This is a genomic window from Mycobacterium sp. KBS0706, from assembly GCF_005938675.2.
Classification (GTDB): Bacteria; Pseudomonadota; Alphaproteobacteria; order DSM-16000; family Inquilinaceae; genus Inquilinus.
The window spans coordinates 14,267-36,455 of sequence record NZ_VCCH02000081.1 but is presented as its reverse complement, the minus strand read 5'-3'; the positions used below and the strand labels follow the sequence as shown (position 1 = coordinate 36,455).

The 22,189-nt window shown below is 64.8% G+C and carries 15 protein-coding genes; 6 read left to right on the top strand and 9 right to left on the bottom strand.

Going from position 1 to position 22,189, the window contains the following annotated elements:
• From FFK22_RS43335 to FFK22_RS44015, 3 genes are all read left to right on the top strand, one after another.
• Positions 1-1,476: hypothetical protein (locus FFK22_RS43335; RefSeq protein WP_186002748.1), on the top strand; the 1,476-nt coding region annotated here is incomplete at its 5' end.
• Between the two features lie 268 nt (positions 1,477-1,744).
• Positions 1,745-3,013 carry a pyruvate kinase gene (locus FFK22_RS31635; RefSeq protein WP_221939001.1) on the top strand — a complete coding sequence of 423 codons (1,269 nt, stop codon included), beginning with the start codon at positions 1,745-1,747 and terminating at the stop codon, positions 3,011-3,013.
• On the top strand, positions 3,010-3,168 hold the full coding sequence (locus FFK22_RS44015; RefSeq protein ID WP_221939000.1) for a hypothetical protein: 159 nt from the start codon (positions 3,010-3,012) through the stop codon (positions 3,166-3,168). The genes FFK22_RS31635 and FFK22_RS44015 overlap by 4 nt, the downstream gene beginning before the upstream one ends.
• A gap of 103 nt (positions 3,169-3,271) precedes the next feature.
• Here the strand turns inward: FFK22_RS44015 and FFK22_RS31630 are convergent, their stop codons facing one another.
• Positions 3,272-6,025: a glucosidase gene (locus FFK22_RS31630; protein ID WP_138891840.1), complete on the bottom strand. Its 2,754-nt coding sequence runs from the start codon at positions 6,023-6,025 to the stop codon at positions 3,272-3,274.
• A gap of 436 nt (positions 6,026-6,461) precedes the next feature.
• Between FFK22_RS31630 and glgX the strand changes: the two genes are divergently transcribed.
• The 3 genes from glgX to FFK22_RS31615 all read left to right on the top strand — a co-directional run bounded on the left by glgX (position 6,462) and on the right by FFK22_RS31615 (position 9,875).
• Complete coding sequence (glgX, locus tag FFK22_RS31625; protein ID WP_138891839.1) at positions 6,462-8,591, top strand: glycogen debranching protein GlgX; 2,130 nt, start codon at positions 6,462-6,464, stop codon at positions 8,589-8,591.
• A gap of 414 nt (positions 8,592-9,005) precedes the next feature.
• A complete protein-coding gene (locus FFK22_RS31620; protein WP_138891838.1) occupies positions 9,006-9,431 on the top strand; it encodes an Hsp20/alpha crystallin family protein in 426 nt (141 codons plus the stop codon).
• Between the two features lie 45 nt (positions 9,432-9,476).
• On the top strand, positions 9,477-9,875 hold the full coding sequence (locus tag FFK22_RS31615) for an Hsp20/alpha crystallin family protein (RefSeq protein WP_186002747.1): 399 nt from the start codon (positions 9,477-9,479) through the stop codon (positions 9,873-9,875).
• Between the two features lie 123 nt (positions 9,876-9,998).
• Here FFK22_RS31615 and FFK22_RS31610 read toward each other — a convergent pair whose 3' ends face one another.
• The 8 genes from FFK22_RS31610 to FFK22_RS31575 all read right to left on the bottom strand — a co-directional run bounded on the left by FFK22_RS31610 (position 9,999) and on the right by FFK22_RS31575 (position 22,182).
• Positions 9,999-12,743, bottom strand: coding sequence for a UPF0182 family protein (locus FFK22_RS31610; protein ID WP_138891836.1), 2,745 nt, complete (start codon positions 12,741-12,743; stop codon positions 9,999-10,001).
• 288 nt (positions 12,744-13,031) lie between these two features.
• Positions 13,032-14,180, bottom strand: a complete 1,149-nt coding sequence (locus FFK22_RS31605; RefSeq protein WP_221938999.1) for an NnrS family protein — start codon at positions 14,178-14,180, stop codon at positions 13,032-13,034.
• Between the two features lie 44 nt (positions 14,181-14,224).
• Positions 14,225-14,551, bottom strand: coding sequence for a hypothetical protein (locus FFK22_RS31600; protein WP_138891834.1), 327 nt, complete (start codon positions 14,549-14,551; stop codon positions 14,225-14,227).
• A gap of 9 nt (positions 14,552-14,560) precedes the next feature.
• Entirely contained in the window at positions 14,561-15,343 is a 783-nt protein-coding gene (locus tag FFK22_RS31595) for a peptidylprolyl isomerase (RefSeq protein ID WP_221938998.1), read from the bottom strand.
• Between the two features lie 98 nt (positions 15,344-15,441).
• Positions 15,442-16,221 carry a respiratory nitrate reductase subunit gamma gene (gene narI, locus FFK22_RS31590; protein WP_138891833.1) on the bottom strand — a complete coding sequence of 260 codons (780 nt, stop codon included), beginning with the start codon at positions 16,219-16,221 and terminating at the stop codon, positions 15,442-15,444.
• An 11-nt stretch (positions 16,222-16,232) separates the two neighbouring features.
• Positions 16,233-16,928, bottom strand: a complete 696-nt coding sequence (gene narJ / locus FFK22_RS31585) for a nitrate reductase molybdenum cofactor assembly chaperone (protein ID WP_138891832.1) — start codon at positions 16,926-16,928, stop codon at positions 16,233-16,235.
• Positions 16,928-18,454 carry a nitrate reductase subunit beta gene (gene narH, locus FFK22_RS31580; RefSeq protein ID WP_138891831.1) on the bottom strand — a complete coding sequence of 509 codons (1,527 nt, stop codon included), beginning with the start codon at positions 18,452-18,454 and terminating at the stop codon, positions 16,928-16,930. The genes narJ and narH overlap by 1 nt, the downstream gene beginning before the upstream one ends.
• Positions 18,451-22,182 carry a nitrate reductase subunit alpha gene (locus tag FFK22_RS31575; RefSeq protein ID WP_138891830.1) on the bottom strand — a complete coding sequence of 1,244 codons (3,732 nt, stop codon included), beginning with the start codon at positions 22,180-22,182 and terminating at the stop codon, positions 18,451-18,453. Before FFK22_RS31575 ends, narH begins: the two co-directional genes overlap by 4 nt.
• Positions 22,183-22,189: the final 7 nt, after the last annotated feature.

Here is a 22,189-nt window from a genome sequence, read left to right as displayed (position 1 = left end):
TCGACCAGGGATGCGACGAGCCAGCCAGCCGACACTTCGTCGATGTCATCCCCGGGCCAGACGCTCGACGCCGCGGCCCAGACCGATGCTCCTGCCGGAAGCACGCACCAGATCCGGTATCCCTCGCCCGGGCCCGACCGGATGCGGCTATGGCTCGGCGTGTTCGGAACCGCGCTCCTGGTGGCGCTTCTGGTGCCGGGCCTCCTGTGGCGCACGGGCGCGCTTGCGTGGCTGACCACCGGGACCGAGACAGCCAGGCCGCATGGGCCCGCCGTGGTCGTCACCCTGCTGCAGGAAGGCGACGCCGAGGCCATGCGGCTGCACCTGGGGCCGGGGCTGACCCGTGAGATCATCGCCGCGCTGACCCGCTATCGCGAGCTCCAGGTCTTCGGCACCGACACCAGCCTCACGGGCGCCGGCGAGACCGGGACCGAGGCCTTGGTGCAACGATTGTCCGCCGACTATGTGCTGTCGGGAACCATCAGCACGACCCCCGACCGCATCCGGCTGCTGGTGTCCCTGATCGACGGGCGGACCGGGCGCCATCTCTGGTCACACCCCTATGAGAGCCCGTTCGTCCCCGCGCGGATCGTCGACACCAGGGCGGAGATCGCGCAGCGAGTGGTCGACAGCCTGGCACGTCCCTATGGTGTCATCTACGACGACAGAGTCGCGGGATTGACCGGCAAGCCGCCGGAGCGGTTCAGCTCCTACGAGTGCCTGCTGCTCTTCTACGCTGACTGGCGTCGCACCGGGAGTTCCGCCGGCCCGGCAACCCGTGACTGCCTCGAGCGGGCGACCGCCGAGGACCCTGCCTATGCCGATGCCTGGGCCGCTCTCGCTCTGGTCTATGCCGATATCGTGCGCTTCGGCGTTCAGTCCGATCCGTTTCCGTTCGATCCGCTCGAACGAGCGCTGGAACTGGCTCAGCGCGCAGTCACCCTGAACTCCGACGCGCCGCTCGGCTACCAGGCGCTGCATCTGGTGTTCTGGCTGCGGCGCGATGTCGAGCAAAGCTTCGCCGCGGCTCGCGCCGGCCTGGCACGCGACCCGAACAACCCGGAGCTCCTGGCCGATCTCGGCGGCCGGCTGTGCCTCAGGGGAGAGTTCGCCGAAGGTCTCCCGCTTCTGACCGAGGCCTTCTCCCGCAACCCCGGCCAGTCGACTTTCTACCGCCTCGGCTTCTTCGTCGCCCATTACATGGACCATCGATATCAGGCTGCCTTGGACGAGGCCCTGAAGATCGACCTGCCGGACAACCGGTTCACCCAAATCGCCCGCGCGACGGCCTACGCCGAGCTGGGCCGCAATGAAGAAGCAGCCGCCGCGGTCAAGCTGCTGCTCAAGGCAGAGCCGGGCTACGGGGAGCGGGTTGTCGCTGATCTGCAGTCCCGCAACGTCGCGCCGGAGATCGTTCGCGCCCTTGTCGACGGCCTCCGCAAGGCCGGCCTCGATATTCCGAAGGCGGGAACCTAGCCGCGCTCACTCCCGCGGAGCCGGCGTCGGATGCTTCGCGGAGAGGTGGGAATATATAGAGTCGTGCGATACCCGCCGCTTTGACCTGGATCAAGCGGAATGGGGTTCGCCGGCTCTATACCAGCCAATCCGCGAGCCGTGTCAAACTGCGGTAACAGGTCCTGGACTATCGTCTCGGTTTGCCGGAGCTGCCGTAGCCTTGAGGAACGGGCTGCCGATGATCGCAAAACCTGTTGCCAGTTCGTCCGCGCCAACCGCGGATACCCTCATGGATGACGTTCTCGCCCTGCGCAGGGCCGTCGCCGAATCCGCCTCGCTCCAGACGGTCGGGGCAGCGGATGCCGCAGGGGCAGCGAACCTCTCTCATTACCTCGCCCTGCGGCATCGCGACCTCCGTCCGATCCAGCGGCGCCTGATGTGCCGTGGCCTTTCCTCCCTCGGCCGGCTGGAGAGCCGGGTCCTCCCGACCCTGGATGCGGTGATCACCGCCCTCGCGGCCATGTCCGGTCGGCAGAGCCCGGTTCCCGCGCCGACGGAGACCGAATTCTTCGCGGGCGAAGCGCGGCTTGCCCACGCCGCCGATGCCCTGTTCGGACCGCCGCCAGCGCATCGGCGCAGCCGCATCATGGTCACCCTTCCGAGCGAAGCGGCCGGCAGTTCCGAGCTCGTCCTCGACCTCGCGCGGCGTGGCATGGATGTGGCCCGGATCAACTGCGCACATGACGACAACGTGGCTTGGCGGGCTATGGCCGCCCATGTGCGCCGCGCCGGCGAGGCGCTCGGCCGCCGTCTGGCTGTCCTCATGGACATTGCCGGCCCCAAGATCCGGACCGAGGCCGTGCTGGTTCCGACGGAGAAGCCGAAGCTGGAGCGGGGCGACGCGCTTCGCTTGGTCGCGGCGGGCGAGCCTCGCGTAACCGAGGACGTCCCCTACTCCGCGACCGTCTCCCTGCCCGAGATGGTGAACCGCCTCTCGCCCGGCGACCGGTTCCGTTACAATGATGGCAAGCTCGACGGCTCCGTCGAAAATGTCGGCAAAGGCGAGGCTGTCATCCGCGTCAGCCGCACCAAGGGGGGCGGCGTTCGGCTCCGGCCGGAAAAGGGCATCAACCTCCCCGACACGGCCCTCGGCCTGTCGCCGCTGACGGCAAAGGACGAGCAGGACCTTGCCACCGTCATCGAATGCGCTGACATGGTCGGCTATTCCTTCGTCAGCCGTCCCGAGGACATCGATCTCCTCGAGCATGCGCTTACGCGCCACGGCGCCGGTGACCGGCCGCTCGGACTCGTCGCCAAGATCGAGCGGCCCGAGGCCGTCACGAACCTGCCCCGGCTGATCGCCGCCGCCAGCGGCCGCCGCCCATTCGGCGTGATGATCGCCCGCGGCGACCTCGCTGCCGAGATCGGCTTCGAACGTCTTGCCGAGATGCAGGAGGAGATCCTCTGGATCTGCGAGGCGGCCTCGGTGCCGCAATCTGGGCGACCCAGGTGCTGGAGGGTCTCGTCCGGCACGGCGTGCCGTCGCGAGGAGAGATGACCGATGCCGCCATGGCGGCGCGTGCCGAATGCGTCATGCTGAACAAGGGTCCTGCGCTGGGCTCTGCAATCGACCTCCTCGACGGGCTGCTCGTTCGTATGGACGAGCACCTCTTCAAGAAGACGCCGATGCTCCGGGCCTTGAAATCATGGTGAGGTCGGCCGCCTCCTTGCCAGAGTCGCCCTGAGCGGCAGCGGGCTGGGACTTCAACTGTCCGGCACTGGCCACTCATCCTGATCGCGATCTCGACCTTGAGCGTCAGCTGCTGGATGATCCGCTGCCCGAATCGACGGCCTGGAAACCGGCCCGCTTGCCGCATTCCAGCATCTGCCCCGGATCCAAGGCGCCGAACATCTGGATCAGTTTGGCCACCACCCCGGTCCATCCGGTCTGGTGGCTCGCGCCGAGCCCCATCCCGTTGTCGCCATGGAAATATTCATAGAACAGAATACAATCACGCCAGTGTGGATCCGAGTGGAACTTCTCCGTCGTGCCGTAGACCGGCCGCCGCCCTGTCGCATCCCGGAGGAAGATCCTGGTCAGCCGCTCGGCGATTTCCCTGGCCACCTCGAACAGGGTCATCTGCCGCCCCGAGCCGGAGGGACACTCGACCTTGAAGTCGTTTCCGTAATACAAGTAGAAATTCAGCAGTGCTCGAATGATCAGGGCGTTGATCGGCATCCAGACCGGCCCACGCCAGTTGGAATTGCCACCGAACATGCCGCTGTTCGATTCGCCGGGGAGGTAGTCCACGCGATAATCCTGCCCCCCAGCGGGAAAGATGTAGGGGCTATGTTCGTGAATCTTGGAAATTGATCGAATGCCGTAGGGGCTGAGGAACTCGCTTTCGTCGAGCATCCTCCCCAGGACCCGCCGAAGGCGCTCCGGGCCGAGCAGCGCGATGATTCCTCGCTCGGCGACGCCAAGGTGCCCCGGACCCGTCGGATGGATGCATTGCTGCACCTCCGGCATCTGCAGAAGGCGAGCGTGGAACATGGCCACGGCCCTCGGTATCCGCTCTCGCTGCCAGGCCTCCGCCACCGACGTTGCACAGAGTGGCAGCAGCCCCACCAGCGACCGCACCTTGAGCCGCGTGGTGCTGCCGTCAGGCCGGCGCAGGACGTCGTAGTAGAAACCATCTTCCTCGTCCCACATTCCATCCGACCCGGCGCGGTTCATGGCCGCGGCAATCCACAGGAAGTGCTCGGCGAACTTTGCGAACATCTCTTCGTAGGTCCGGTCGTGGCCGGCCAGCTCCACCGCAATCTCCATCATGTTCTGACAGAACAAGGCCATCCAGGCAGTGCCGTCCGCCTGCTCCAGATAACCACCGGTCGGCAGAGGAGAGCTGCGATCAAAGACGCCGATATTGTCGAGGCCGAGAAAGCCGCCCTCGAACAGGTTGCGGCCGAACCGGTCCTTGCGGTTGACCCACCAGGTGAAGTTGAGCAGGAGCTTGTTGAAGGCTGATTTCGCGAACTCCAGATCAAACTCGCCGCGCTCCGCCTGCTCGGTGCGCATCTGGAATAGCGTCGCCCAGGCGTGCACCGGCGGATTCACATCGCTGAAATTCCACTCATAGGCGGGGATCTGGCCGTTGGGATGCAGATAGTGTCCGGTCAGCATCAGATCGAGCTGCTGCTTTGCGAAATCGGGATCCACCACGGACAGCGCGATCGTGTGGAACGCCAGATCCCAGGCGGCATACCATGGGTACTCCCACTTGTCGGGCATCGAGATGATGTGGTCGTTCACCATGTGGAACCAATCGCGGTTCCGCCAGGGACGGCTTGTCGGGTCGAGCGGATGGGCATGGTGCTCATCAAGCCATCGGTCGACGTCGAAGTAGTAGTACTGCTTGGTCCATAGCATGCCTGCCAGCGCTTGCCGCATCACGTTGGCTCGGTCCTGATCCGCTTTGACAGAAGAGGGCGTGATCGCGCCGTAGAAATCGTCCGCCTGCCGAAGCCTTGCCGACATGACGGCGTCGAACTCCTCGAATGGCCTGCCGAGGCGTTCCGGAGGCTGCGTGGTCAGTCGCAGCCGCACGGTTCCTGTAGCGCCGGCGCCGATGCTCATCTCGTAGAGGGCGGAGGCTTTCGTCCCCGTGCCCGCCGGGTTCACCGCCTCCCGCCGCCCGTGAACGATGCACTCGTTGATGCCGTCTTTGACATAGAGACCGGAATTGGCGGAGCCGAAGACCCTTTTGTTGTTGGTTTCGTTCTCGGTGAACAGCAAGGCAACCCGCCCGTCGCAGTAGAGATAATGGTCGTCGAGAACCCCCCGAAACATCGGATCGGTGTGATGAGCATGGATGACACTGTCGCCCGGCCCCTCCAGCGACCGAAGCACCGGCTTCGACCTACCGCTGGTCCATGACCAGGTGTTACGGAACCAAAGCGTCGGCAGCAGGTGAAGAGAGGCAGCCTCCTCCCCGCGATTGCAGACGGTCACCTTGATCAGCAGATCCTCAGGGGACGATTTTGCGTATTCGACAAACACGTCGAAATATCGGCCATTATTGAATACGCCACTGTCCATCAGCTCATATTCGGTTTGATCACGCCCCCTCTGCCGATTTTTATCGACAATATCGCTGTAGGGATATGGAAACTGCGGGTATTTGTAGAGATATTTCATATAGGAATGGGTTGGAGTGCTGTCGAGATAGAAGTAATATTCCTTCACGTCCTCGCCGTGGTTTCCCTCGCTATTGGTCAAGCCAAACAGCCGCTCCTTCAGGATGGGATCCTTGCCGTTCCATAATGCCAGGGCGAAGCAGAGGAGTTGGTGATCGTCGCAGATCCCGGCCAGCCCGTCCTCGCCCCAGCGATAGGCTCTGGACCGCGCCTGGTCGTGGGAGAAGTAATTCCATGCGTTCCCGTCTTCGCTGTAGTCCTCGCGCACGGTGCCCCATTGGCGCTCGCTGAGGTAAGGCCCCCATCTTCTCCAGGGGACATTTCTTTCCCGGGCATCGATCAGACGTTGCGCCTCCGACTCCTTCTTCGTCATTGTCATCCTCCGGTTCTCAAACGGGCTGAGGCGCCGCACCCTGCCGTCGCTCGTGTCCATCAGGACCACGACCGGACGCTGCGTGGTCGGGTTGCCGAGATCGGATCGGTTGATCCAGGGCGCAGGTCGGCGAGGATGATCCGAGACCAGATGAAGTCTCCGGACACCGAGCCGCTCCAGGCAGGGGCGGCTCCCCCTTGAGCGCGATGTCGAGAGGCGATGGACGGCCGGCGACTCTCAGATGAAACATAATTGCAATAACTTATGCGATATCGCGGCTGGCAGATTTGACCCAACGCAAAACATCCGAAGCTTGTCCCGCCTAAATTTTTGGTGATCAGTGCCGCTGCGCCGATCCAGGGAGGGCACCCGCGGATAGAGCAAGGATTCGCCTCGCGGCCGACAGGGTCGGCCCATCGAACCGATGGAACTCCTCATGACCACGCTCGAGATCGGACGAGGGACGCAGCGCTGGGATCAGGCCGCAAGGCCGGCCGCGGGAAGCTGCTCTGCCTTGGGGGCGACCCCTGTCCCCCACGGCGTCAACTTCAGCGTCTTCTCAAGGCACTCCACTGGAATCGAATTGCTTCTCTTCGATCATGTCGACGACGCGAGGCCCTCGCGGGTCGTCCGCATCGACCCCGTCGACAATCGCACCTATCACTACTGGCACGTGTTCGTCCCCGGCCTGAAAGCCGGCCAGCTCTATGGCTATCGGGCAGATGGCCCGTTCGACCCGGCCAATGGGTTGCGGTTCGATCGCGCCAAGGTACTGCTCGACCCGTACGGTCGTGCTGTCGCCGTGCCGGACCGGTATGACCGTGTGGCCGCCGGCGAGGCCGGCGACGATGCCGCAATCGCGATGAAGAGCGTGGTGGTCGATCCGTCTGCCTATGACTGGGAAGGCGATGCGCCGCTGCGGCTGCCGTCCTCACGCACGATCGTCTACGAGACGCATGTGCGAGGTTTTACCCGACATTCCAGTTCCGGCGTCGGCGAGAAAGCTCGAGGCACCTATGCCGGCCTGATCGCGAAGATCCCGTACCTCAACCGGCTTGGGGTCACGGCGGTGGAACTGCTGCCGGTGTTCCAGTTCGACGCACGGGATTGCCCGCCGGGAAAGGTCAACTACTGGGGCTATGCACCAGTTTCCTTCTTCGCGCCACACCAGTCATACAGCTCGCGTCGGGACCCGCTCGGGGCGGTGGACGAGTTCCGCGACATGGTGAAGGCGCTTCACCGCGCAGGCATCGAGGTCATCCTCGACGTCGTGTTCAATCACACCGCGGAAGGCGACCACCGCTCCGGCCCGACCCTGTGCTTCCGGGGGCTCGACAACCCCACCTACTACATCCTTGAGCGCGATCGTGCCCAGTACGCCAACTACACCGGCTGCGGCAACACTCTCAATGCCAATCATCCGATCGTCCGCAGGATGATCGTGGATAGCCTCAGATACTGGGTGGAAGAGATGCATGTCGACGGCTTCCGGTTCGACCTGGCGTCGATCCTGTCGCGAGATCCTTCCGGCAATCCGCTTCCGAACCCGCCGGTCCTGTGGGATATCGAATCCGATCCAGCGCTTGCGGGCACCAAGCTCATTGCCGAGGCCTGGGATGCGGCCGGCCTCTACCAGGTGGGCAGCTTCGTCGGAGACGCTTGGAAGGAATGGAACGGCAAGTTCCGCGACGATGTGCGCTCCTTCTTTCGCGGCGAATCCGGTGCGGTCGCGCGTGTGGCGGACCGGCTCGTGGGAAGCCCGGAGATCTATGGGCACAAGGAGCGCGAAGCCGAGCAGAGCGTCAATTTCGTGACATGCCACGACGGCTTTACGCTCAACGATCTCGTCTCCTACGACGGGAAGCACAACGAGGAGAATGGAGAGGACAACCGCGACGGCGCGAATGACAACCGCAGCTGGAACTGCGGCGTCGAAGGACCCACCGATGACCCCGCCGTCGAGAAGCTGAGAAATCGGCAGGTCAAGAACTTCCTGACCATCACGATACTGTCGATTGGCATGCCTATGATGCTCATGGGCGACGAAGTGCGGCGGACTCAATGCGGCAACAACAATGCCTATTGTCAGGATAACGAGACCAGCTGGTTGGACTGGACGCTGGCCGAAAAGCACGCGGATGTGCTCCGGTTCGCGACCCTGCTCAATGCGCGACGCACGCAGCGAGATATGGAGCATGAGCGACGACGCGTCAGCCTGAGTCAGATGATCCGTCAGGCGAGCAAGACCTGGCACGGTGTGGAGCTCGGCAAGCCGGATTGGGGCGACCAATCGCACAGCCTTGCCTTCGAGGCCATCCTGCCACGCGAAGGGCTTCACGTGCATTTGATCTTCAATGCGTATTGGGAGCCGCTGGAATTCGAGTTGCCGGCGACGCTCGATGGCGGCGCGAACTCGTGGCGGAGGTGGATCGATACCGCGCTGGATTCCCCGGATGACATCGTCCCATGGCAGGCGGCACCCGCCCTGTCGGATCGCAGGTATCACGCAGCCGATCGTTCGGTCGTGGTGCTGTTCGAAGAGTCGGCGCGCAGGGAAGCCCCCTGATCTGCACCATGTTGCCGGCTTCGCCGGCCGTGGCGGTGTACAACCGTCGGGAGCCATCCACACAGGACATGGCCCGGGCTCGTGAGGAGCGGACGTTGGCCGGATTGATCCGGTTCGACCCAAGGCTGTCCCACCGTCAACAACGGCAGGTAGTGCTCCTACCATTGTCACAGCCTCAGGCAGCACGCCGTTGCAACCCCGACACTCCGGCAGCGATTGGATTCTCATCTCGCTGCTAGGCCCTAGCCATTTCAGCCGACACATCACTGACCATTGATCTGGATCAAGGAAACAGCACCGCCTCTCATCGATTGTGTTCCATGTCCGACATGGGATTTGCGAAACGTCGCCCGCAGCGGGGCGTCATCCCATCGCGAACCAGGGCCGCTGCCACCACAGTCCAGGAGGTACGTCATGTCACTCCGTCGGTCTGATCCGTTCGAATCGCTGTTCTCGCTGCAGCAAGCCTTGGAAAGGTTGCGTCGCAGCGATTGGCTCGAGACCAGCGCAAGTGCGGCCGGCGCCTATCCGCCGATCAATATTTTCCGCAAAAACGATGACTTCATCGTTCTGACTGAAGTACCGGGGATGCACAAGTCGGCGCTTGAGATCCAGGTGAAGGGTAACACCATCCGTATCGCCGGCACAAAGACGCTGGCCTATCCCGAAGGAGTCAGCGTGCACCGTCGCGAGCGGTCGTCCGGCCGGTTCGATCGCGCGGTTACCTTGCCCCTTCAGATCGATCCCGATGCGGTCAAGGCCGAATACCATGACGGAATGCTTGCACTACTGCTGCCTTGCGCTGATCGCGAGAAGCCGCGCTCGATCGCGATCTCCTAGACGTCGATATCGATGGAAACCTCGATTCAACCCAGGGAGACTTCAATGACCGATGGACACGAGCTCACCGTCCAAGAGAAAAAGGAGGTCACCTCGAAGGAGGAAAAGACCATTCCTGCCCGGTACTACGTTCCCATCACAGACATTTACGAGACCGACGAGGCTTTGACGGTCGTCATGGAAATCCCAGGCGCCGAGACAAAGGACGTCACGGTGGATATCGAAAACAACGTGCTGCGGGTCGAAGCTAAGATCGACCTGTCACAATACAAGGATCTGGCGCCGGTTTATACAGAATACAATGTCGGTCACTATGCCCGTTCGTTTGCACTATCCAGCAAGGTCGACCAGGCCAGGATCAGTGCAACGCTTTCCGACGGTGTGCTATCCTTAACCCTCAACAAGGTGCAGGAGGCCGTGCCGAGACGCATAGCACTCAGCTGAGGTAGCCCGCCGGGTCGGCGACTGCATGTCGGCGCGGTGTGTCCGCGCCGATTTGCGTGCTAAACGCTTCATTTCTTGAAGCTCCGATGGGTTACCCCCCAGCCCCGAACTACAATCTCGATCTCACTTCTCCAAGAGGCTTTTCAGCAGATCCCACTCGCGCCCGAAGGCGTTCCAATCGCTCCGCCGGAGCGCTTGCTCGGCCCTCGACAGCGCCTCGCGTGCTCCAGGTGCGGGCGCTTCTGGGGCCTCGGTCATTCCTTCCGAGGGCGACGGTCCTTCACCGAACACGACTTGGATGGCCTTCGTGAGAGTGGCTTCCATCGCCAGCTGGTTGCCGTCGCCGACGATGACCCGCTTGAGCTGCGGGATGTTCGTCCCCGCGGCCAGAAGAAACACTGGTTCGACGTAGAGAAAGGATTGGTCGATCGGAATGACGAGTAGATTGCCCCGGATCACGCGCGAGCCGCGCTGGTCCCATAGTGTGAGCTGGCGTGCGATTGTTGTGTCCTGATCGATCGTAGCTTCGATCTGAAGCGGCCCAAGGATAAGGCTATCTTTCGACAGTTTGTAGATGATCATCTCGCCATAGCCGGGGAAATCCGACCGGGCGGCGATCCAGGCGATCATGTTGTCGCGATTGCTCGGCGTGACAGGAGTCATCAGCAGGAATTGCAGGCGATCTTCGCCCGGCAACTTCATCAGGACGTAGTATGGATCCATCCGAACCGCCTCGCCGCCGTACTTTTCCTGTGGCGGAGCCCAAAGGTCCTCCCTGTTGTAGAACACCTGCGGGATCGTCATGTGATAGGTATTGAGCTTGTCGACCTGGACCTCGAACATATCCCGTGGATAGCGCAGATGTTGACGCAGACCCGGTGACATATCGTCGAGCGACCGGAACAAGCTTGGCAAGGCTGCACGGTACGCGCGCAAGACCGGGTCCGCTGGATCGACGACGTAGAAGCGAACATCGCCCTCATAGGCATCGACCACGACCTTCACTGAGTTACGAATGTAACTGAACCCATCATCGGTCGGCTCGGAATAGGGAAACCCATCGGCAATGGTATAGGCGTCCTGTATCCAGAACAGCCGTCCCTGGTCGACAACGAGATAGGGGTCCCGATCCAGCTTCAGGAAAGGCGCGATGCGCGCAACACTCTGGTCGACCGATCGCCACAGTTGGATGCGGCTTTGCGGCGAGACATAGGAGGACAGGACGATATTCATGTCGAATTGGTGCCAAGCGAATAGCGCCTTCTTCCAGAAGTTGTCCAGCAGTACCCCGCCATGGCCGGTGTAACTGGTGTAGACGTTCTGGTCTCCCTCGGGATAGTTGAGCTCCTTCACGCCGGTGGGAGCCAGTTGATATCTCAGCATCCCGGTGCCGTAATAGATCTCGGGACGAGAGACCTTCAGATCTGGCGAACCCTTCGGCGGCAAGTCCTCGATGGTGAAGACAGGCCCTCCCTGGTCGTCCTTCTCGGCGGCCAAGCACATCGCCAGGCCGTAGCCATGGGTGTATTGGAGGTGCCGGTTGACCCAGCTGCTGCTCTGACCCGGCAAATCTGCGGAGAGTTCTCGTGCCGCCAGCATCACCTGGCGATAGTCTCCGTCGATCCAATAGCGATCAACGTCGACGCCGCTGAACGAGTAGTACGTACGAATTTGTTGTAGCTGGCGGAAGGTCTGGCTTAGTGGGCGATCGTCCCAGATGCGGATGTTGTCGACTGTCGCCTGATTCTCGCGCATCTGCGCCACGTCGAGCTTGCCTTCGGCGACATGAAATCGCACTTCGACTTTGTCCAAACCATAGGCCGCGCGGGTCAGCGCAATGTTGTGTTGCAGGAACGGCGTCTCCAACGCGAGCTCGTTTGGCTCGACGATCAGGCTTTGAATGCTCCCCGGGATCAGCTCCAAAGCGGCGAGCAGCAAAATCAGATAGACACCAATGCCCAATATGGCGACACGCGGCGCGTTTGTCGCAGCGACCCAGACCAGCACGCCGATGAGGGCGAGCGTCGCACCCAGCGAAACCCACAAGCCAACCAGGACGATGTGAACATCCGTGTAGCCGGCGCCGAAGACTGCGCCAGCCGATCGGGTCAGCAGGCCGAAGCGGTCGAGATAGAGGCCCCAAGCCCATGCGGCCAGCAGCAGAACGGCGTTGGCGATAACATGGCGCAGAGCCCGCGGATCCGCCGTTATATGTCCTCGAGCGGTGAAACGGAGGTTCTCCATCTGAAGGTGCGCGAACCCAAGCGTCAAGGTGCCGCCCAGGGTGAGCAGGACGAGGCTGTTCTGAACAAGGTTCAGGAGCGGCAAGACGAACAGGTAGAAGCCGACGTCGCGAAGGTAGATGGGATCAGACATCCCGAAATTCTGGGACCAAACGAAGCGCAGGAATCGATCCCACTCGCCATAGAGCGCGAATCCGAAAATGGCGGCCGTTCCGGCCGACACAAGAACGAGCAGCGAGGTGAGCTGGTAGGTCCGGGGGCCTGCGCTTCCGGTTCCCAACTGCTTCGGCCCGCTCCGGGGCGCACCAACGGGGCTGCTGCGCAGAGGGTTCGGCAGAACGTCGAGCCTGACCAGAACCTGGAGATTGAGCAGCACATAAACGAACGTCGGGATGAAGGCGGCTGCGAACATCGCGACCTTGATAAGACGAATCCGCCAGAAGACCTCTTCATAGCCCAGTGCTCGGAGCCACAGCAGTTCGGCCGTCCAGTCGACGAGCTTGAACACGACAACAAGGACGGTTCCGGCAAGCAGCCACCAACATCCGCGAAACAAGAAAGCGCGACGCCAAAGCGACGGTAAGGGGGGCCTGACGTACCCGGAGATTTCCAGCCTGTCAGTCACGTTGGGCCACGCGGCGCTCTACGCCTATCGATGCATCGAACCCAGGGTACGACTCAAGGCCACATCGAAGCCAAAGGCAAGTTCGATTGGGCAGCATTCGACAACAGCCTTCGCGAGCAGATGCGGCTGCCCATCTGAATCCCGTCGGGTCGAGGTGGAAGGGGTGAACTACGCTCCCTTTGGCGCGCGCCTGCGGGCGCGTGTGTGCCAGAGGACGAGACGGTCGATGCTTGAGCCCTGCCTTTCAAGGTGCGGCCCGCCGGCTGCCTGACTTTGTCGGAACGGACCTCATGAAGCAGAACGACGGGGCCACTCCAAGAGCATCGGTCCGTATGCGCCGACAAATCCGCCGAAGGCGGCAATCCAGGCGACCGCTGCGATCGACATCAAAGGCAGTGTCGCGCCAGGCAAAAACGCCATCGCGACGCGCGCGAAGGCCGACACGGCCACGGTCGAATAGAGGAACCGCGTTGCGACCGAAGCCGCGAGCGTCTGCCCGGTATGGCCGAGCGACGCCCGGGTCATGATGGCGAGGGTCATGGTCCCGATTGCTCCGACCGGCCAGACGTGGATGCCGGCCGAGGACGGGACGAGCTCCGGCCATAGCGCGCTTGCTCCTGTGAAGAGGAAGCCGAGGGCCGCGAACACAAACCCTGTGTGGAGCACGAGCACCAGCCGCTCCGATCGGGTGCTCCAGCCGCGCCAGCGGGACAGTCGCCAGGCGTTGCCGCCGGCCGCGAGCAGGAGGGCGGCTCCGGCCGGCCCCCGCTCCGGATCCACGACCCACAGTCCAAGCGCAACGGCCGACAGCGCCATCACCACGCCGTCGACCCGCCCGAAGGGGGGCGGCAGCGTCTCCTCTCCTCGTTTCGCGAGCCAGTTGCGGGTGAAGCTGGGAACGACGCGGCCGCCGATCAGCAGGATCATGAAGACGATGACGGCGAGGCCGGCGCGGGTGGAGACCGCCGCCGCGCCGGCCGTGGCGGCTTCGATGTGAAAGGCCGCATTCGCACCGGCGAGCCAGAGCACCAGGACGATCACCTTCAGATTTCGTGCGTTCCGGCCCACGACCACCTCGCGGACTGCGACCGCGGCGAAGACGGCGAGGAACGCGACGTCGATCACTGCAGTCGCTTCCCAACCGATGATCGCGGAGACGAAAACGGCGGCTCGCCCGGCGGCCCACAGCGCCGCCAGACCGGCCAGCGGCCATCCCGCGACCGGGAGACGACCGGTCCAGTTCGGGATGGCGGTCAAGAGGAAGCCCGCCACGACCGCGGAACCATAGCCGTAGATCATCTCATGGGCATGCCAATCCACCGGCGTGAAGGCCGTGGAGATCGCGATCTCGCCCGTATAGAACGGCAGCCAGAGCGCGACGCCGATGGCCGCCCAGGTCGCGGCGCCGAGGAAGAACGGGCGGAAGCCGCTGCTCAAGAGAGCCGGCCCTCGCCATGATCGCCTTGCTTTGGCCGTGCGCGTCATGACGCAAGCGCGCCCATCGGCAGGTCCGAGTCGGTCGGCGCCCCTGTCCTGGCCTCCGGCAGAGTTTTCGACAGGATGGCGCGGAAGGCTGCAAGGCCGGGATCGGCCGCCCGGTTCATGATCCCGATGAGCTGCACCCAATGGTCGTCCGAGGCGGTGTCGAGGAATCCGCGCACGGTCGCCGCCACGATCCCGGCTGGCGTCTGGCCCGATGCGGCGGCAGCCGCCACGATCCGCGCGTCGAGGACCGGGTCTTCGAGGGCCGCGACGACGCCCGCGGCGACCTCCGGATCGTCGAGCGAGGCGATGAGGGCACCCAGCACGAAGGCCTCCTATTGCAGCAGGGGAGATGCGGCGCCGCCAAGGCAGATGCCGCGAATGTCGGCGCGGCCGACGAGCAGAGCAATGTATTGCGCGCGCGCCTGCCGCTGGACCCGGTCGGTGAGATAGGCGGCGATCCTGTCCTGCATGGCCTCGAACGGAAGCTCTCGCCCTTCGATCCGCCGGTTCAGACGGATGAGGTGGATGCCGTATCGTGTCTCGATCGGGTCGGAGATCTCGCCCGGCTCGAGGCTTGCCAGGGCCTCCTCAAAGGGCGGCGTGGTGTCTCCCGGGCCGATCTGGCCGAGGCTGCCGCCGAGCGCGGCGGAGGGGCAGTCGGAGTTCTCCCGCGCCAGGGCCGCGAAGCGCTCCGGTACCGCGGCGAGGATGGCGACGAGTGCGGCCGCTTTCCCCCGGGCGGCGGCGATGCCGAGGGCATCGTCGTGGCGCGCCGCGATCAGGATATGCTCGGCCTCGCAGAGCGTCGGAGACCTGAACCTTTTCCGATGGACCTCGTAGACGCGGTGGAGCGTCTGCGCGTCCGGCTCCGGCGTCCGGACCTCGCGTTCGATGAGAGCGCGAACCAGCGCATCTTCCTCGGTCTCCAGTCGGCCGTCCTCGTCCCGCCGCTGCTTGACCGGAATCTCCAGCCGCCGAGCCTCCTGCAGCAACAGTTCGCGGATGGCGAGCGCCCGGGCCGCCGCCTCCCAGCTCTCGTGCGGATCCGGACCCGGAAAGTTCTGCACCTCGGCGGCGATGGCTTTTCGAGGGATGGCGACGCCGTTGACCGTCACCCTCTGCATCGGTGCTGATTTCGCCGGCGGCGGAACCGGCGTTGGTGCCCCGGCATCGGACATCGCGGAGCGATCAAGGACCGATCTCTGCATGCGCGTCACTCCGCGGGCCGCCGGACGGCGGGGGTAGGCAGCGGCCGTGCCGGAGCCGGCCGATATCCGGCCGCCGCTGCCGCGCCGTCTGGGCGGCGCGCGAAGCGGGTGCGCACCACCTGGTAGCCGGGCCGGCCGAGATACCAGACGGGCGCGCTCCAGACATGGACGAGCCGCGTGAACGGGAAGACGAGGAAGATGGTCATCCCGAGGAGCAGATGCGCCTTGAAGACAGGGTGCACGTCGGCGACGAAGGCGGCGGCCGACGGCTGCAGGGTCAGGATGCCTTGGGCCCAGCTCATGAACTTCACCATCTCATGGCCGTCCATATGGCCGAGCGAGACGAAGATGGTGGACAGGCCGAGCGAGAGCTGGGCCCAGAGGATCAGCAGGATCGCCGTGTCGCCGAAGCTCGAGGTGGCGCGGACGCGCGGATCGAACAGCCGGCGATGGGCGAGGAGCGTGATCCCGATGAAACAGGCGACGCCGGCGACGCCGCCGACCACGATGGCGAGGCCCTGCTTGAAGGAATGGCTGATCCCGAGCGCGTCGAACACCGCGATCGGGGTCAAGAGGCCGACCGCGTGGCCGGCGAAGATCACGAGAATGCCGATGTGGAAGAGGTTCGAACCGAGCCGCAGCTGCCGGCGGCGCAGGAGCTGCGAAGAACCGGACCTCCAGGTGTATTGCTCCCGGTCGAAGCGAAGGAGGCTGCCGAGCAGGAAGACGGTAAGGCAGAGATAGGGGTACCAGCCGAACAGCGCGGCATTGATCATCTCGGACATCATGTCCTCCTTCACGACATCGGGGCGCGCTGGGCCGCGCGCAGGCGGGTGCCGAGCCGTTCCGCCGGGCAGCCGTCCGAGGCGCCGGGGCCGAAGGTCACCGCCGCCTCCTCCCATGCCGCATCGAGCGCGGCGAGGTCGTTGCCTCCACCCGGATCCGGGCTTTCGTCCTCAAGGGCGACGGCCGGTCCGGAGGCGATCGACAGGAGCGCCGAAAACACCGCCGCATACGATGTCCCGCGCTTGTCGAGACGCTCCCTGACCGCGGCGATGATATGGCCCGTGTCCGCGAGCAGGGCCCGCGCCTCGTCGAGCGGCCGCGTCGCCAGATATTCGAGGAAGAGCGGCAGGTGGTCCGGCAGTTCGCTCGTCGCCGGGACCAGCCCGCCCTTCTCGTAGAGCGCGGCGAGGTCGACCAGGGCCTGGCCCCGGTCGCGGCTCTCGCCGTGGACATGCTCGAACAGATGCAGCGACAGCTTGCGCGTCCGGTCGAACAGGTCGACGTAGTGCTCCTGCAGATCGTAGAGGTCGGCCGTTTCGAACTCGGCAAACAGCGCCGCGAGGCCGACGCCCGTCTTGGCGTCCACGACCCCCTCGGAGGTGATCGCCGCCCCGATCTCGGGCGCCGCCGCCGTCAGCTCCGCCGTCGGATAGGTCAGCAGAGCCGAGAGCGCTTTGAATGTCTTGGTCGCCACCGGGCCGGCCATCACGCGATCTCCATCGGGTTGGAGGCCTTCTTCGCCCGCCGGGAGCCGAACAGATCGACCTTCGACGTGCCACCGGAGCAGCCGTTGCCGAAGGAGAAGCCGCAGGAACCGCGCAGGTCGTAGGCGTCCTCGCTCCATTCGCGATGCGCGGTCGGGATGACGAAGCGGTCCTCGTAGTTGGCGATCGCCATGACCTGGTACATCTCCTCGATGGCCGCCCCGGTCAGCCCGACCCGGGCGGCGATGCGCCCGTCCAGGCGGCCGTCGACCGTCTTCGCCCGCATGTAGCCGCGCATGGCGAGCATGCGCTCCAGCGCCAGCGCCACAGGCTCCTCGTCGCCTGCCGTCAGCAGGTTGGCGAGGTAGCGCAGCGGGATGCGCAGCGAGCGGACGTCCGGCATCTCGCCGTCGACGCCGATCCTGCCAGCGGCCGCGGCCGACTGGATCGGCGACAGCGGCGGCACATACCAGACCATCGGGAGGGTGCGGTATTCGGGGTGGAGCGGAAACGCGACCTTCCACTCCATCGCCATCTTCCAGACCGGGGAGTGCTTCGCCGCCTCGAGCCAGGCCTCCGGCACGCCGTCGGCGCGGGCCTGGGCGATCACGGCCGGGTTGTTCGGGTCGAGGAACAGGTCGAGCTGGGCCTTGTAGAGGTCCTTCTCGTCCGGCGTGCCCGCCGCCGCCTCGATGCGGTCGGCGTCATAGAGCACGACGCCGAGATAGCGGATGCGCCCGACGCAGGTCTCCGAGCACACGGTCGGCTGGCCGGCCTCGATGCGGGGGAAGCAGAAGATGCACTTCTCCGACTTTCCCGAAGACCAGTTGTAATAGATCTTCTTGTACGGGCAGCCGGAGACGCACATGCGCCAGCCGCGGCACTTGTCCTGGTCGATCAGGACGATGCCGTCCTCCTCGCGCTTGTAGATCGCGCCCGACGGGCAGACGGCGACGCAGGCCGGGTTGAGGCAGTGCTCGCACAGCCGCGGCAGGTACATCATGAAGGTGTTCTCGAACTGGCCGTAGATCTCCTTCTCGACCCCTTCGAAGTTTACGTCCTTCGAGCGCTTCTCGAACTCGCCGCCCAGGATCTCCTCCCAGTTCGGCCCCCAGACGATCTTCTCCATGCGCTCGCCGCTGACGGCCGAGCGCGGGCGCGCGGTCGGGAAGACCTTCGACTCCTTGGCCGTGTGCAGGTGCTCGTAGTCGAAGGTGAAGGGCTCGTAGTAGTCGTCGATCTCCGGCAGGTCCGGATTGGCGAAGATGTTGGCGAGGATCCGCCATTTGGCGCCCATCTTCGGCTCGATCCGGCCGTCACGCCGGCGCCGCCACCCGCCGTTCCACCGCTCCTGGTTCTCCCATTCGCGGGGATAGCCGACGCCCGGCTTGGTCTCCACATTGTTGAACCAGGCGTATTCGACGCCTTCGCGGTTGGTCCACACGTTCTTGCAGGTGACCGAACAGGTGTGGCAGCCGATGCACTTGTCGAGGTTCAGCACCATCGCGATCTGGGCACGGATCTTCATTCTGCGGCCTCCGTCGTCAGCGCATCTTCGAGCCAGTCCACCTTCGCCATCTTGCGCAGGACGACGAATTCGTCGCGGTTGGCGCCCACGGTGCCGTAGTAGTTGAAGCCGTAGGACTGTTGGGCGTAGCCGCCGATCATGTGAGTGGGTTTGAGCACCGTGCGGGTCACCGAATTGTGGATGCCGCCGCGGTTGCCGGTGAGCTCCGATCCCGGCGTGTTCACGATCTTTTCCTGGGCGTGATACATCAGCATCATCCCGTCCTTGACGCGCTGGGACACCACCGCCCGGGCGGTGAGAGCGCCGTTGGCGTTGAAGGCCTCCACCCAGTCGTTGTCGACGATGCCCGCGGCTGCGGCGTCGCGTTCGGAGATCCAGACCACCGGCCCGCCGCGGTTGAGCGTCAGCATCAGCAGGTTGTCGCTGTAGGTGGAGTGGATGCCCCATTTCTGGTGCGGGGTGATGAAGTTGAGGACGATCTCCCGGTTCCCGTTCGGGCGTCGGTCCCTGACCGCGGGGATCGTCTTCAGGTCGACGGGCGGCTTCCAGGTGACCAGGCCCTCGCCGAAGGCCCGCATCCAGAGATGGTCCTGATAGAGCTGCTGCCGGCCGGTCAGTGTCCGCCAGGGGATCAGCTCGTGCACATTGGTGTAGCCGGCGTTGTAGCAGACCGACTCGCTCTCGATGCCCGACCAGGTGGGTGAGGAGATGATCTTGCGCGGCTGGGCCTGGATGTCCCGGAACCGGATCTTCTCGTCCTCCTTCGGCAGCGCCAGATGGGCGTGCTCGCGGCCGGTCGCCTTCGACAGCGCCTCCCAGGCCTTCACCGCCACCTCGCCGTTGGTCTCCGGCGCCAGCGTGAGGATCACTTCGGCGGCATCGATATCGGTGTCGATCCGCGGCAGGCCCTTGGCCGGTCCGGCCGGATGTACACCGTTCAGGGCGCCCAGCGCGTCGACCTCGTGCCCGGTCTTCCAGCCGATGCCCTTGCCACCGTTGCCGAGGGTTGCCATCAGGGGCCCTAGCGCTGTGAACCGGGCGTAGAGGTTCGGGTAGTCGCGCTCGACCACGGCGACCGAGGGCATCGTCCGGCCCGGGATCGCCGCCACCTCGCCGCACTTCCAGTCCTTCACGTCGAAGGCCTGGGAGATCTCGCCCGGCGTGTCATGCTGGATCGGGGTCAGCACCACATCCGTCTCGACGCCCAGCACCTCCGGCGCCACCTCGGAGAAGGTCCTAGCGAGGCCCTTATAGATCTCCCAGTCGGAGCGTGCCTCCCAGGCCGGGTCCACCGCCGCCGACAGAGGATGGATGAAGGGGTGCATGTCCGAGGTGTTGAGATCGTTCTTCTCGTACCAGGTGGCCGTCGGCAGCACGATGTCCGAGTAGACGCATGTGGTCGACATCCGGAAGTCCAGCGTCACCAGGAGGTCGAGCTTCCCTTCCGGTGCCGCCTCGTGCCAGGCGACCTCACGGTTGCGCACCGCGCCCTCCGGCCCGAGGTCCTTGCCCATCACGCCGTGCCGGGTGCCGAGAAGGTGCTTCAGGAAGTATTCGTGGCCCTTGCCGGAGGAACCGAGAATGTTGGAGCGCCACACGAACATGTTGCGCGGCCAGTTGGCCGGGTCGTCCGGATCGTGGCAGGCAAGGTCGAGCTCGCCGGAGGACAGCGCCTGGGCGACGTAGTCCTTCGGCTCCAGTCCCGCGGCGGCGGCCCTGGCGGCGATCGTCAGCGGGTTCTGCTTGAGTTGCGGTGCCGAGGGCAGCCAGCCCATGCGCTCGGCGCGCACATTGTAGTCGATGAAGCTCAGGTTCCAGTCGCCGTCCGGGGCCGTGGGCGACAGGATCTCCGCCGCCGTCAGCGTCTCGTATCGCCACTGGTCGGTGTGCGCGTAGAAGAACGAGGTCGAGTTCATCTGCCGCGGCGGCCGGGACCAGTCGAGCGCGAATGCCAGCGGCGTCCAGCCGGTCTGCGGCCGCAGCTTCTCCTGCCCGACATAATGCGACCAGCCACCGCCCGACTGGCCGACGGCGCCGCAGAACACCAGGAGGTTGATCACCCCCCGGTAGCTCATGTCCATGTGGTACCAGTGGTTGATGCCGGCGCCGATGATGATCATCGACCGACCGTTGGTCTTCTCGGCATTGGCCGCGAACTCGCGGGCGACGGTGATGATGGCGTCCCGCCTCACCCCCGTGATCCGTTCCGCCCAGGCCGGGGTGAAGGGGATGTCCTCGTAATAGCTGCGGGCGACATTGCCGCCGCCGAAGCCGCGGTCGAGCCCGTAATTGGCCATCATAAGGTCGTAGACGGTCGCGACCTTCACCCGGCCGCCATCGGCCGTCGCCAGCGTCCGGACGGGCACCGTACGGGTCAGGATCTCGCCGTGCTCCGTCGCCACGAAGTGCTCGGTGGCCCGGCCGCCGAAATAGGGGAAGTCCACCGCCGCCAACTCGGTGTCCGCGCCGGCCAGAGTGAGCGTCAGGCGGACGTCGCGGCCCCGGCCGTCCTTCTCTTCGAGGTTCCACCGCCCTCCCTCGCCCCAGCGATAGCCGATGGAGCCCAGCGGCGCGACCGGCGCGCCGGTCCTCTCGTCGATGGCGACCGTCTTCCAGTCCGGATTGTTGCCCTCGCCGAGGCCACCCTCGAGCTCGGAGGCACGCAAGAGGCGCTCCGGCACCAGGCGGCCATCCCGCTCCGCCAGGCGCACCAGGAAGGGCATGTCGGTGAACCGGCGGAGATAATCGTCGAAATACGACACCTGCCGGTCGAGATGGAACTCGCGCAGGATCACATGGCCCATGGCGAGCGCCAGCGCCGCATCCGTGCCCTGCTTGGGATTGAGCCAGATGTCGGCGAACTTGGTCGCCTCGGCATAGTCCGGGCTGACGACGGCGCTCTTCGTCCCCTTGTAGCGGACTTCGGTGTAGAAATGCGCATCCGGGGTCCGCGTCTGCGGCACGTTCGAGCCCCAGACGATGATGAAGCCGGAGTTGTACCAGTCGGCGCTCTCCGGCACGTCGGTCTGCTCGCCCCAGGTCTGGGGGCTGGCCGGCGGCAGGTCGCAGTACCAGTCGTAGAAGGACATGCAGACGCCGCCCAGCAGCGAGAGGTAGCGCGAGCCTGCGGCGTAGGAGACCATGGACATGGCCGGGATCGGCGAGAAGCCGATGATCCGGTCGGGCCCGTACCGCTTTGCCGTGTACGCGTTGGCCGCGGCGATGATCTCGTTGACCTCGTCCCAGCTGGCGCGGACGAACCCGCCATGCCCGCGGATCGAGGTGTAGGACTGCCGCTTGCCGGCGTCCTCGACGATCGACGCCCAGGCCGCCACGGGCGGCTTCGTGGCCCGGGCCTGGCGCCACAGCTTCAGCAGGCGGCCACGGATCATCGGGTATTTCAGGCGGGCGCCGGAATAGAGATACCAGCTGTAGGACGCGCCGCGGGCGCAGCCCCGGGGCTCATGGTTGGGCAGGTCCGGCCGCGTCCGCGGATAATCCGTCTGCTGGGTTTCCCAGGTGACGATCCCGCCCTTGACGTAGATCTTCCACGAGCAGGAGCCGGTGCAGTTCACCCCGTGGGTCGAGCGCACGATCTTGTCGTGCTGCCAGCGCTTGCGGTAGCCGTCCTCCCAGGACCGGTCCTCGCTGGTCACGATGCCGTGGCCGTCCGAGAACTCGCCCTCGGTCTTGCGGAAGAAGGTCAGGCGGTCGAGAAAATGTGACATGGCGTCT

Excerpts from the sequence above, each read along its gene's own strand:
- FFK22_RS31635 (WP_221939001.1), top strand. The coding sequence starts at position 1,745 with ATGGATGACGTTCTCGCCCTGCGCAGGGCCGTCGCCGAATCCGCCTCG.
- FFK22_RS44015 (WP_221939000.1), top strand. The coding sequence starts at position 3,010 with ATGACCGATGCCGCCATGGCGGCGCGTGCCGAATGCGTCATGCTGAAC.
- FFK22_RS31630 (WP_138891840.1), bottom strand. The coding sequence starts at position 6,025 with ATGACGAAGAAGGAGTCGGAGGCGCAACGTCTGATCGATGCCCGGGAA.
- glgX (WP_138891839.1), top strand. The coding sequence starts at position 6,462 with ATGACCACGCTCGAGATCGGACGAGGGACGCAGCGCTGGGATCAGGCC.
- FFK22_RS31620 (WP_138891838.1), top strand. The coding sequence starts at position 9,006 with ATGTCACTCCGTCGGTCTGATCCGTTCGAATCGCTGTTCTCGCTGCAG.
- FFK22_RS31615 (WP_186002747.1), top strand. The coding sequence starts at position 9,477 with ATGACCGATGGACACGAGCTCACCGTCCAAGAGAAAAAGGAGGTCACC.
- narI (WP_138891833.1), bottom strand. The coding sequence starts at position 16,221 with ATGTCCGAGATGATCAATGCCGCGCTGTTCGGCTGGTACCCCTATCTC.
- narJ (WP_138891832.1), bottom strand. The coding sequence starts at position 16,928 with ATGGCCGGCCCGGTGGCGACCAAGACATTCAAAGCGCTCTCGGCTCTG.
- narH (WP_138891831.1), bottom strand. The coding sequence starts at position 18,454 with ATGAAGATCCGTGCCCAGATCGCGATGGTGCTGAACCTCGACAAGTGC.
- FFK22_RS31575 (WP_138891830.1), bottom strand. The coding sequence starts at position 22,182 with ATGTCACATTTTCTCGACCGCCTGACCTTCTTCCGCAAGACCGAGGGC.